Source organism: Candidatus Njordibacter sp. Uisw_058, assembly GCF_047730065.1.
In the GTDB taxonomy this organism is placed as follows: domain Bacteria; phylum Pseudomonadota; class Gammaproteobacteria; order Pseudomonadales; family Balneatricaceae; genus Njordibacter.
Genome location: NZ_CP159829.1, coordinates 805,276 through 817,321 on the forward strand (window position 1 = coordinate 805,276; position 12,046 = coordinate 817,321).

The following is a 12,046-nucleotide window of genomic DNA, read 5'->3' on the forward strand; positions in this document are numbered from 1 at the left end:
ATACCATGACTAACCAACGGGTAGAGGTTGTGGCGGCAATCGTGGTCGATTCTGAACAGAGGATCCTCATGGCCCAGCGAGCTGATTGGCAACACCAAGGCGGTAAATGGGAGTTTCCTGGCGGTAAAACAGAAGCCCATGAAACTCACCTTCAAGCGTTAGCTCGTGAGTTACAAGAAGAGGTTGATCTATGCATTGATACCCAAGCGTGTGAACTGTTTCAGGCGGTACACCATGACTACAGTGATAAGCACGTGTCTTTGTATTTTTATTTAGTGAAACAATTTTCAGGCGTCGCCAAAGGCTTAGAAGGCCAGCCGTTAGAGTGGGTGGATGCCCAAACTTTGTCTGAAATGGTTATTCCAGAAGCTAATAGGCCCATCGCAGAAGCACTCCTTGCCGCTTGGCCAGTTCATTAGATCACTGATCAGATCATTGGTTAGATTCGGCATCAGATAATACCTCTTGCAACAATTCCTCTGCCTGTTCTGGCAAAGAGCTAGCCACTGCATACATGACATCGTCAGCCATTTCCGGCACCACTTCACTAATACTATCCACTAAATCTGACGCATGTTCAGGATCAGTTTGAGCAATGGACTCAGCCACTTGCGCAGCGTCTTCAGGTAATACTTCTGCTACTGCTGTGGCGATGTCGAAGGCCTGACTTGGGGCTTCTTGTCCCAGGGCAATAGCAAGTTCTGCGCCTTCTCCAACATAATTCTCATCTTCTTCTGAGGCCAAGAATGTATGTAATTCTTCGTCTGGACTTGCGGCGATAGTTTCTGCCACACCGGTGGCTATTTCTACACTGGCATTGGGTACTTCTTGGGTCACAGATGTGGCTATTTCCACTCGCTGATCTGGTGCCGCTTGGGCTGCTAACACAGCAATCTTAGCCACCAGCTCTGGCATATCATCAGCAATTTCGTGGCTCACAATAGCGGCAATCTCAGCGGCCTGTTGAGGTGCTTCATCCAATAGTTTTAGAGTAAGACGGCTGAGAGCATTAAAACTAGCGTGTGGTTCCAGTTTTTGTTGTTTAATTAAGTCGCACATGTAACGTGCTAAGTCTGCACCCGACTGAGGCGCAGAACCTGCCACATTGGTAATAATGTCAAGCTTCAAATGGGGCAGTTCATCAGCCAAGGCAATGGCCAAAGCAATCGCTTGCTCTGGATACTGATAGGCGGTTGCTTGGGCAATATTGACAGCCTCTTCTGGTTGATTAAGGGCGACACTAACTGCAATTTCAACCACATCATCAGGATTTTCTTCGGCCAATAGCAGCACTGTTTCAGCAGCGATGCCCGTGTCATCCAGACTGTTGTATTCTGTCCGAGGGTCAAGTTCTGTGGCCATTGGGGTCATGCCCTGAACGACAAATGATTCTTGCAATGCATCAGGTACCGCAGAGCGTATGCTCATTCGGTACATAACGAAGGCCACTAATATTAAACTAGCCACAATTAAGTAGCCAAATAGGGCATCTGGACCCATATGTTTCATCACCAACGACGATGAATAAGGACCTATGGCGCCTCCCAAGGCGTAAGCTAAAATAAGTTTACCACTAGCTGCCACCATTTCTGTGGGCTTGAGTCGATCAAAAGCATCTGCTAAAGCGATTGGATACACACAAGCTAAGGCGCCACTTAAAATGACTGCACAAGCGATAGTAATGGCCATTTCATCACGCACTGCCATAATAGGCAGCACCATGGCGGCCAAACAGGCAAGCAGCAGCGTTATGACTAAGACGGTGCGGCGGTCAAACGAGTCAGCCAATTTGCCGATGGGAAATTGGAGCAAAAAGCCGCCCACCATAGTGGCACTCATAAAGGTGGCGATTTGACTTTTAGTCATGCCAACGTCGGCACCATAGACACTACTCATGTTGTAAAAAGCCCCTAAACAAATACCAGAAATCATGATGCCCACCACACCCAAAGGAGACGTTCGGTAGAGGACTTTTAAGGGCATTGGCTCGGGCTCAATAAATCGTGGGCCACCTGAGCGACTCATGAGCACTGGAATCATGCATAAACAAAACAACATCGCTACGTAGATATAGAGAATTGGATCTTGTGGTTCGGCAAAGTTCAGCATCAGTTGGCCTAAAGCTAAGCCGAAATAAGTGACAAACTGATAACTGCCAAAAACTGTAGCACGGTTTTCACTGGTTGAACTCTCGCTGAGCCAAGTTTCCATAGTCATGAAAAACGTGGCGTTGGTAAAACCAATTAATATCCGTAATAGGCCCCATATTAGGGGTACAGACCAAATGCTATGCAACAAGGCACACATGGTGGCCACAGAAGCACAAGCCGCAAAAATACGGATATGGCCCACTCGGCTTATCAAATGTCGACCATACAAAGAACCCAACAACATACCAACAAAATAAAGTGACATGACCAAACCGATGGCGTCAGTGTCCTGACCATCGAGGCGCATGCTCATTGGTATAATAATAAATAGCAAACCATTGCCCATAAGCAAAAGCGTGCAGCTTAAGTATAGGGGTAAAAGTTGATTCAATGCTCTCACAGGTTGCCTATCAATGATTTATCTTAAGTAAAAATTTAGGCGCAAAGTATAGCAAATTGTGGCGTGGGTCAATGCTTAGTATCACCTTTATTTAACTAAATACCTAACCTGCCTGTACAGGCGATGCAGACTATCACTAAGCCTATAAATTTAGGCTCAGCAAAGTGGCGTTTGCAATTTATCAATTAAGGCTGAATGGCACGTTTGGCTAGCTTATGTGTGACTTTTTAATGCCACAATTAAGCCTAGCACAAGCATGTAGACGCGCCACTACTATGAGTTTAAAGGTATCACTAAGTTGAATAAAAAAGGCATGAGGACCCCGTCCTAGCAAAGTGCATTGTTGAACCTTGCTAGGACGGAAAGCGATGATGGTAGCTAAACTTCGTAAGCCTTTATAGGCGGACAAGAGCAAATCAAGTTTCGGTCACCATATACGTTATCTATACGGTTAACCGTAGGCCAAAATTTAGCATCTAGCGTGGCGGCAGTTGGAAATGCCGCAACAGTGCGGGAGTAACCTCGGTTCCATCCGTGACTGGCTAAGTCAGATTGCGTATGGGGAGCCATCTTGAGGGGGTTATGTTTCGGGCTCCATTCACCCGTTTCAATTTTTTCAATCTCTTCTCGAATACTGGCCATGGCATCGCAAAAACGATCAATTTCTCGTTTAGGCTCAGACTCAGTTGGCTCAATCATCAAAGTACCTGCCACTGGAAAGGACATTGTTGGGGCATGAAAGCCATAGTCCATTAAGCGCTTGGCAATATCTTCCTCACTGATGCCCGTAGTTTCCTTAAGAGGACGAATGTCAATAATGCACTCGTGGGCTACTCTGTCATTGCGGCCTTGATACAAAATGGGGAAATGTTCACTTAAGCGCGCAGCCATATAGTTGGCGCTTAAAATGGCTTGTGCTGTAGATTGTGTTAAGCCTTCTGAACCTAACAGGTTAATGTAGGCCCAAGAAATGGGTAAGATTGAACCGCTGCCATAGGGGGCTGCAGAAACCGCCCCATTAGCGTCAGTCTTGCCGTGCACGGGGATTACAGGGTGGTTAGGTAAAAAGGGTGCTAGGTGAGACTTTACGCCAATAGGCCCCATCCCTGGACCGCCACCACCGTGGGGTATGGCAAAGGTTTTATGCAAGTTAAGGTGAGACACGTCTGAGCCCATAAGACCAGGCTTGCTTACGCCAACCTGAGCATTCATGTTGGCCCCATCCATATACACTTGGCCCCCATTGTCATGAATGATTTGGCAAATTTCTACAACGCTTTCTTCATATACACCATGGGTAGAAGGGTAGGTAATCATCAAGCATGAAAGTTGCTCGGCGTACTGTTCAGCTTTGGCTTTGAGTTCTGCAACATCGACGTTACCTAGTTCATCACAACCCACTACCACCACTTTCATATCCACCATAGACGCACTGGCAGGGTTAGTGCCATGAGAAGAGCTTGGAATGATACAAATGTTGCGGTGACCCTGACCAATGCTATGTTGGTATTTACGGATAGCAACAAGGCCAGTATATTCCCCTTGGGCCCCTGAATTGGGCTGCATAGAGACACTGTCGTAACCTGTAATTTCTATCAATTGGGCTTCCAAGGCTCGAATTAATTCCATATAGCCTTGAGTTTGATCAGCTGGTGCGAAGGGGTGCATATTGGCAAATTCAGGCCAAGTGACGGCAGCCATTTGCGCAGTTGCGTTAAGCTTCATGGTGCAGGAGCCTAAAGGAATCATGCCATGAACTAGAGAGAAGTCTTTATTCTCCAACTTCTTCAAGTAGCGCACCATGTCTGTTTCACTGTGATGGCTGTTAAACACAGGGTGCTCAAGAATGGCATCTTCACGCATTAACTCAGGTGCCATACCCATATTAATGCTACTACACAAGGTATCAGTAGCACTTAAATCGAAATCTACGTGAGTGCCTGCAAAAATATTTAACAATGCTTGCACGTGGCTCACTTGGGTGGTTTCGTCCAGACTAATACCTAGGCTGTCAGTACCCACTTTACGTAAATTATAACCATCACCCAAGGCCCGTTGATAAATTTCCTCTTGCTGGCCCTTGGCAGGGACAGTTAAGGTGTCAAAAAAGCTTTGATTACTGGCGGGGTAACCTAGAGTGTCAAGCTGAGCTGATAAAATGGCAGTTAAGCGTTGAATGCGGTTGGCAATGGTTCGCAAACCGCTTGGGCCATGGTATACCGCATAAAAAGATGACATATTGGCTAACAAAGCTTGGGCTGTACAAATATTAGAGTTAGCCTTTTCTCGGCGGATATGTTGCTCTCGGGTTTGCATTGCCATACGCAGTGCAGGCTTACCCTTAGTGTCAACAGAGACACCAATAATACGACCTGGAATCGATCGTTTATATTTATCTTTACTGGCGAAGAATGCAGCATGAGGGCCACCAAAGCCTAAGGGCACACCAAAGCGTTGGCTAGAGCCAAACACCACGTCAGCACCCAGCTGGCCTGGGGATTTAAGCAATACCAAACTCATGATATCAGCTCCCACTGCCACTAAAGCATTTTGCTCGTGGGCCTCATCAATGATGCTTTTTAAGTCACTAATACTGCCATCACTGCCGGGGTATTGCACTATGACACCAAACACATCATGTTGGGCTAAGTCTGTTGTTGGGTTGCCCGTAACAATCTCAAAGCCAAAGTATTCTGCCCGTGTGCGGATCACAGAAAGATTTTGTGGATGAGTGTTCTCATCTACAAAAAAAGTGACACTCTTCTTTTTATTCGCACGTTTACAAAGGGCCATGGCTTCTGCTGCTGCCGTAGCTTCGTCAAGTAACGAGGCGTTGGCTAATTCCATCCCCGTGAGATCCATAACCATTTGTTGATAATTAAGTAATGCTTCTAAACGCCCTTGAGCGATCTCTGGCTGGTAGGGAGTATAAGCTGTATACCAGGCAGGGTTTTCCATCACGTTACGTAAAATAACATTGGGCACCAGGGTGTTGCTGTAGCCCATACCAATACAAGAAACATTGACAATGTTTTTATTAGCCATTGTTCTAAGTTGGGCTAGTGTATCTACTTCGGAGCGGGAAGCGGGTAGATCTAAAGCTTTACTTAAACGGATACTGTCAGGTACCGTTTGATCCAGTAATGCATCAATGCTGGCCACATTAAGAAAGCTCAACATGGCTTCATTGTCGGCTGCATTGGGGCCAATGTGGCGCTCAATAAACGCATCGGTTTGTAGTAGCTGTGAAATGGGTGTTCTAGTAAAAGTAGGTGCAGACATAAGGCATCCTCACATAGTGCAATTAACAAGGTGTAAAGCCAAGACTAGCAAGGCATTAAACGTGGGGGTTTGTAGCTTAGTCTTCGCTAGCCACAACATCAGTATAGGCTTCGGCACTCAGCAGAGAGCCCAGATCAGCATCATCAGCTAATTTGATCTTTATAATCCATCCTTCGTTATAGGGATCTTCATTGACTGTTTCAGGGGCATCTTCTAATGCTTCGTTAACGGCGATGATTTCTCCAGCTACAGGTGCATAGGAGTCTGATGCCGCTTTGACAGATTCAATAACCGTGTACTCTTCACCGGCATCAAGGCTACGACCGATATCTGCCGCTTCAACAAATACAATGTCTCCTAATAACTCTTGAGCGTGATGGGTAATGCCCACAGTAATAGTCCCATCGCCATTGTCAGAGATCCACTCATGGGTGTTGGTGTAAAGCAATTCAGCAGGAATATTGCTCATGATTTTTAGCTCCTGGTCAGTGTTGATAAACGTCTCAAGGGTCTATCGATAAAAGACCCAAGAATTTGTTTGCAAGCATAGCATTTTGATTTCTTTCAATCAATAAATTAGCCTATAGGAAACTTTTCCCTATTTTGTTTAATGGCAAAGGCCTCTCAGTTCTGTGACATGACGACAGACAAAAGCCGTGTTAGCATGTTTATTATCTTATTAAATCAATGAGCAATATCATGTCAGTAGAACAACCGGATATGCCTGAGTTAAAAATTGAGTCTGGTTCTGGCCTGCAAACAAGTGTCGAACCGTTGCAGTTAGGCAAGCGCTTGCGGGAAATTCGTCAGAGTTTAAGTTTAACCCTAGAAGAGGCTAGCCAAAAAACAGGGTTAGCACGCTCAACCCTTTCTAAGATCGAAAATGAGCAAATCTCACCCACCTTCACGGCGGTCCAAAAGTTAGCCAATGGGTTACAAATTGACATCCCTCAACTCTTTGCAAAGCCACGCAGCACTATGGCCTCTGGCCGAAGAGTGCTTACTAAGGCTGGTGCAGGCACACCACACCCGACCAGTACATATGAACATGAGCTATTATCAACAGACCTTGCGCGCAAAAAGATGGTGCCGTTTAAAACTCGGGTTCGGGCTCGTAGTTTTAATGACTTTGGTGATTGGGTGCGTCACGAAGGTGAGGAGTTTCTGCTGGTGTTGGAAGGAGAGTTAGCCCTCTACACGGAGTTTTATGAGCCCGTTGTGATGGCGGTAGGTGACAGTATGTACTACGATGCAAATATGGGGCATGCCTTGGTAAGTTTAAGTGAGAAAGATGCGCTCGTGTTATGGATTGCCGCTCGATAAACTCATGTTAAACGGGTGATATGTCGATATTGATACAAACAAAATTTGTTTCCTATAGGAAACTTGCTTATACTTTCAGTATAATTCAACTGCCCTAAAGCTGAGAGAAGCCCATGTCTGATTCTTTAATAACCACCCCTTTGCATAACATGCACGTTGCAGCTGGAGCTAAAATGGTTGCTTTTGCTGGTTATGATATGCCAGTGCAATACCCATTGGGGGTCAAACAAGAGCACCTTCATTGCCGTGCTAAAGTCGGTTTATTTGATGTCTCACACATGGGGCAAATACGCCTTTCTGGGGCCTCAATGAAGTCTGTGGCATTGGCTTTAGAAAGTATGATTCCCGCAGACTTCGTCAATCTTGAGCAAGGGCGTCAGCGGTATGGGTTTTTTACTAATGCTGCGGGTGGCATTATGGATGATTTAATGGTGACTAATGCAGGTGATCATTTTTTTATCGTGGTTAACGCAGGCTGCAAAGACCAAGATATCGCTCATATGAGAGCTCACTTAGGCCATAATATTGACCTTGAAGTACTTGATGGACGATCTCTATTAGCTCTGCAAGGCCCCATGGCTGGAGCAGCAATGGCGCGTTTGGCGCCAGCCACAGAAGCCATGCACTTTATGGATGCCAAAGCGGTCTCCATTTTAGGCTACGATTGTTTTATAGGCCGAGCAGGTTATACGGGAGAAGATGGCTTCGAAATTTCTGTGGCTAATGAAAACGCAGAAAATTTAGCAACGCGTTTGTTGGCGTTTGACGAAGTGGAGTGGATTGGTTTAGGTGCGCGTGATTCGCTGCGGTTAGAGGCGGGTTTATGTTTGTATGGTCATGACTTAAGCCCAGGTACGACGCCTGTGGCTGCCAATTTAAACTGGGGTATTCAAAAAAGTCGTCGGGCAGGGGGAGAGCGTGAAGGTGGCTTTCCTGGCGCAGACGTTATTCTTGCTGAAATGGCCAATGGAGCCAATCGAGGACGTGTTGGCTTATTACCTGAAGGTAAAGCTCCTGTGCGAGAGGGTGCTGAGTTAGTGACAGCAGAGGGTCACGTGATTGGAGTGGTAACATCAGGTGGGTTTGGACCAAGCTTATCTGCTCCTCTTGCTATGGGTTACCTTGATAACGCCTTTAGTAGCATTGGCACTCAAGTGTTTGCCCAAGTGCGTGGCAAGCAATTGCCTTGTAGAGTGTGTAAAATGCCTTTCGTAGAACAAACCTATCGCCGGTAACTCACTGGCGCAGACCTAAGGAGCTTTTGCGTGGCATACCAACCGGACCAAACTCAAACATTGTTGTGGCACGATTATGAAACCTTTGGTTTAGACCCTCGTTGGGACCGACCTTCACAATTTGCTGCAATTCGCACTGATTTAGAATTTAATCTGATTGGCGCACCCATGATGTGGTATTGCCGGCCAGCAGATGATTACTTGCCATCTGCTGGTGCATGTTTGGTGACAGGTGTCACGCCCCAAAAATGTCTGCAAGAAGGGTTACCTGAGTTTGAATTCATGGCCCTCATCAATGAGCAAATGAGCCAGCCAGGAACCTGCAGTTTGGGTTACAACAGTTTGCGGTTTGATGATGAGTTCACCCGCTTTGGCCTGTATCGAAACTTTTTTGATGCCTACGCACGCGAATGGCAAGGGGGTAACAGCCGCTGGGATTTAATCGACCTAGTGCGCACTGCTTCATCCATTCGTCCTGAAGGCATCAATTGGCCGCTCAATGAAGCTGGTGAATTAGTTCTGAAGTTAGATCAATTGGCCCCTGCTAATGGCATTGAGCATAGTGACGCTCATGATGCCCTAGCTGATGTGCGGGCCACCATTGAATTAGCTCGGCGACTCAAACAAGCTCAACCTCGCTTGTATAATTATGTTTTTCAGCTCAAGCATAAAGCCCAGGTATGGGGGCAATTAGATCTTCAAATGCGTAAGCCAGTGTTGCACGTGTCGTCTATGTATGGGCGTGATAATGGGTATATGGCTTTAGTAGGAGCCTTTGCAAAGCACCCTAGCAACAATAATGGGGCGCTGGTGTTTGATTTACGCCAAGATCCTCGGGTTTGGCAAGGCTACAATTCGACACAACTGCAAGCACTTCTATTTAGTCAAAAAGACGATCTGCCCAAAGGCACTGTGCGGCCGGCAGTGAAAGAAGTTCATGTCAATAAATGCCCTGTAGTGGCTCCGCTACAAACTTTATCTGACGAACAGGCTGATCAGTTTTATATCGATAAAACTCAATGTCAAAAACACCTTCAGTATTTACGGCAAGATGAGGATTTGTGTAAGGCGCTTGTCGAGGCCTTTGCGCAGCGACCCGATTTCCCATCCCTAGACCCAGACGCTAACTTATATGGTGGCGGGTTTTTCAGTGACAAGGATCGCAAGCAAATGCAGCAAGTGCATGCGCAAGATCCCTCGACCTGGAATGAAGGCGCATTTGTTTTTTCTGACAGTCGTCTAGATGCCATGTTGTTTCGCCTCAAAGCCCGCAACTATCCACACCTTTTAAGTGGTGATGAAATGCAGGCTTGGGAAGCTTTTCGCAGTGAACGTCTGCTCGATGCGAGCGCTTCTGGGGCCCGCACTTATGAGCATTTTGCCAAAGAACTCAACGAGCTGGGTGAAAAAACTAAGGACCCTGCTAAAATTGCGATTTTAGAGGAACTGCATATGTACGCAGAATCCATTTACCCAATGAGTTAACTGAGTGTCTTGGTTAGCTTTATTTGGGTATAGCGCTTTAGCTGCGACGCTGCTTCCTGGTGGTTCGGAAATATTATTGGCTGGCATGTTAATAGAGCAGCCAGAGAGTGCATTTTGGTTATGGCTTGTGGCAACGTTAGGTAATACCTTAGGAGCTTGTGTTACTTTTTTTATGGGTACTTTATTGGCGCTTAAACTCAAGCCCCTCTCATTGGCTAGACAGTCCCACTCCCAGAACCAGTCCCAAACTCAGTCCGAATTTCAGGGCAAAAACGAACCGCAACGCACAATTTTACAAAACATCAGACATCGTTTAACGCATCAGTTCAATTTATCAGCGAAGCGCACCGATCAACTGAATCGCCATGGTGCTTGGTTGTTATTGCTAAGTTGGGTGCCCTTTGTAGGCGATGGTTTTTGTTTGGCTGCTGGTTACTTAGGCTGGCCAAAGAAACTGAGTTTAAGTCTGATTGCCTTAGGCAAAGCGGCCCGTTATGGCCTGTTGTGGCTGTGGTTGGTATAGCGCGTTCAGCGTGCCCTTAGCGGGTTTAAATTGAGTTAACCTATACCTCAATCAGCCAAGTTACGCTTCTTCTCGGAGGAATACCCATTGGTCTTCAGTGCTTTGCTCTGCGCTATAATAATAGCCTGATTGGTTGAAGGCTTTGATGTCTTCTACTTCTGTCAGTTCATTTTCGATGATGTACCGAGCCATCATACCGCGCGCTCTTTTTGCAAAGAAACTAATTATTTTGTATTGACCATTTTTACGATCTTTAAATACAGGTGTTAAAAGGCGTCCAACTAATTGTTTGGTAGCAACTGATTTGAAGTACTCATTGGACGCTAGATTCACTAACACAGGATTGGTTTGTTGAATGAGCATCGTATTGAGCCCCTCAGTAATCGTATTGCCCCAATAGGCGTATAGATCTTTACCTTTTTGGGTGGCTAATTTAGTGCCCATTTCCAGCCGATATGCCTGCATCAGATCCAATGGTCTTAACAAACCATATAATCCAGATAGGATGCGCAAATGAGATTGGCTAAAGTTGAGTTGTACGTCAGTGAGTGTTTCAGCTTGTAGGCCAGTATACACATCGCCCTTAAAAGCTAAAATCGCTTGTTTGGCATTATCAAGGGTAAAAGGTGTTTGCCAACTGCCATAGCGAGCCGTATTGAGGGCAGCTAATTTATCACTCAATTTCATAAGTTGGGCAATATCTTGCGGCGGCATGGGTGCCAGCACGTCAATTAATCCTTGAGCTTCGGTCAAATAATCGGCGCGACTAGTCAGCGACGAGTGGCTAAGCGTTTCAAAATCTAGAGTTTTGGCAGGTGAGATGACTAAAAGCATAAGCGATGATGGAAAAAATTAATAACCTTGAATGATAAAGATATTAGGTAACTAATGCACATAGCGCAAGTGTTAACACTCAAGTTAGCATTAACAATGGGTTAGTTTAATCTGCAGTAGACATAATAAGCGGGTATGCTATTCTTTGCGCCGTTCACGTGCAGTTGGGTCGACTCATTATTTATAATGCCTAGTCAAATATTTTCTATGGAGGGAAAATGTGGTTAGAAAAAATTCAACACATTGCTACACTAGCTCGACTTAGGTACCAGCCAGGTCAACTGTTAATTATATCCATAGATGGCTGTGGTGGTGCAGGAAAGACAACTTTTTGCCAAGCTCTGGCACTAGAAATAGAGTCTTGGGCCCATCCTCAGGTGCTTAAGTTAGATGATTTCTATCATCCGTTAACTCCAACTCAAAGAAAAAAACTGCAACAACGGCAAGCTTGTGAAGGGTATTTTAACGTCACTGAATTCAAAAAAAACATACTCAATCCATTAACTAATGGCGTTAAGGTTGGCTACAAGCCTTATGACTGGTTAGGGGGGGAAAGTAATCAAACACTTGAATTATTGCCCTTTGGGGTGTTGTTAATTGATGGGGTTTATGCCTTTAGTGAACCTCTACGCGACATGATACAACTATCTATATTTGTCGATACGCCTGAACAGTTGCGTAAACAAAGACTGCTCGCGCGACCGCAGCTAGATACAGATTGGGTAGACCATTGGCAGACGACTGAATCTTGGCATCATCAGCAGCAACAAACCGTGAGCGCTACCGATTTTGTGCTGCTGGGGTCTTAGAAATC

10 protein-coding genes are annotated in these 12,046 nt (G+C 45.7%); 6 read left to right on the forward strand and 4 right to left on the reverse strand.

From position 1 onward, the window contains the following. Positions 1 to 5 precede the first annotated feature (5 nt). Positions 6 to 419, forward strand: coding sequence for an 8-oxo-dGTP diphosphatase MutT (mutT, locus tag ABXT59_RS03735; RefSeq protein WP_443637796.1), 414 nt, complete (start codon positions 6 to 8; stop codon positions 417 to 419). 13 nt (positions 420 to 432) lie between these two features. Here the strand turns inward: mutT and ABXT59_RS03740 are convergent, their stop codons facing one another. The 3 genes from ABXT59_RS03740 to gcvH form a co-directional block, all read right to left on the reverse strand. Beyond that, a complete protein-coding gene (locus tag ABXT59_RS03740; RefSeq protein WP_443637798.1) occupies positions 433 to 2,550 on the reverse strand; it encodes an MFS transporter in 2,118 nt (705 codons plus the stop codon). Positions 2,551 to 2,928: 378 nt separating this feature from the next. Beyond that, entirely contained in the window at positions 2,929 to 5,832 is a 2,904-nt protein-coding gene (gene gcvP, locus ABXT59_RS03745) for an aminomethyl-transferring glycine dehydrogenase (protein WP_443637799.1), read from the reverse strand. Positions 5,833 to 5,908: 76 nt separating this feature from the next. Continuing rightward, on the reverse strand, positions 5,909 to 6,301 hold the full coding sequence (gcvH, locus tag ABXT59_RS03750; protein ID WP_443637800.1) for a glycine cleavage system protein GcvH: 393 nt from the start codon (positions 6,299 to 6,301) through the stop codon (positions 5,909 to 5,911). A 230-nt stretch (positions 6,302 to 6,531) separates the two neighbouring features. Between gcvH and ABXT59_RS03755 the strand changes: the two genes are divergently transcribed. The 4 genes from ABXT59_RS03755 to ABXT59_RS03770 all read left to right on the forward strand — a co-directional run bounded on the left by ABXT59_RS03755 (position 6,532) and on the right by ABXT59_RS03770 (position 10,398). Beyond that, positions 6,532 to 7,155 carry a helix-turn-helix domain-containing protein gene (locus ABXT59_RS03755; protein WP_443637801.1) on the forward strand — a complete coding sequence of 208 codons (624 nt, stop codon included), beginning with the start codon at positions 6,532 to 6,534 and terminating at the stop codon, positions 7,153 to 7,155. A 113-nt stretch (positions 7,156 to 7,268) separates the two neighbouring features. Then, entirely contained in the window at positions 7,269 to 8,390 is a 1,122-nt protein-coding gene (gcvT, locus tag ABXT59_RS03760) for a glycine cleavage system aminomethyltransferase GcvT (protein ID WP_443637802.1), read from the forward strand. A 30-nt stretch (positions 8,391 to 8,420) separates the two neighbouring features. Further along, on the forward strand, positions 8,421 to 9,875 hold the full coding sequence (gene sbcB, locus ABXT59_RS03765) for an exodeoxyribonuclease I (protein WP_443637804.1): 1,455 nt from the start codon (positions 8,421 to 8,423) through the stop codon (positions 9,873 to 9,875). A gap of 4 nt (positions 9,876 to 9,879) precedes the next feature. Continuing rightward, positions 9,880 to 10,398 carry a YqaA family protein gene (locus ABXT59_RS03770; protein ID WP_411745844.1) on the forward strand — a complete coding sequence of 173 codons (519 nt, stop codon included), beginning with the start codon at positions 9,880 to 9,882 and terminating at the stop codon, positions 10,396 to 10,398. Between the two features lie 60 nt (positions 10,399 to 10,458). Here the strand turns inward: ABXT59_RS03770 and yaaA are convergent, their stop codons facing one another. Next, positions 10,459 to 11,232, reverse strand: coding sequence for a peroxide stress protein YaaA (gene yaaA, locus ABXT59_RS03775; RefSeq protein ID WP_443637806.1), 774 nt, complete (start codon positions 11,230 to 11,232; stop codon positions 10,459 to 10,461). Between the two features lie 218 nt (positions 11,233 to 11,450). Here yaaA and ABXT59_RS03780 point away from each other — a divergent pair, with 218 nt between their 5' ends. Further along, complete coding sequence (locus tag ABXT59_RS03780) at positions 11,451 to 12,041, forward strand: uridine kinase family protein (RefSeq protein WP_443637808.1); 591 nt, start codon at positions 11,451 to 11,453, stop codon at positions 12,039 to 12,041. Positions 12,042 to 12,046 lie beyond the last annotated feature (5 nt).

What these genes read in the sequence shown, in the direction of transcription:
- ABXT59_RS03780 (WP_443637808.1), top strand. Translation starts at nt 11,451, where the DNA reads ATGTGGTTAGAAAAAATTCAACACATTGCTACACTAGCTCGACTTAGG.
- yaaA (WP_443637806.1), bottom strand. Translation starts at nt 11,232, where the DNA reads ATGCTTTTAGTCATCTCACCTGCCAAAACTCTAGATTTTGAAACGCTT.
- ABXT59_RS03755 (WP_443637801.1), top strand. Translation starts at nt 6,532, where the DNA reads ATGTCAGTAGAACAACCGGATATGCCTGAGTTAAAAATTGAGTCTGGT.
- gcvH (WP_443637800.1), bottom strand. Translation starts at nt 6,301, where the DNA reads ATGAGCAATATTCCTGCTGAATTGCTTTACACCAACACCCATGAGTGG.
- gcvT (WP_443637802.1), top strand. Translation starts at nt 7,269, where the DNA reads ATGTCTGATTCTTTAATAACCACCCCTTTGCATAACATGCACGTTGCA.
- gcvP (WP_443637799.1), bottom strand. Translation starts at nt 5,832, where the DNA reads ATGTCTGCACCTACTTTTACTAGAACACCCATTTCACAGCTACTACAA.
- mutT (WP_443637796.1), top strand. Translation starts at nt 6, where the DNA reads ATGACTAACCAACGGGTAGAGGTTGTGGCGGCAATCGTGGTCGATTCT.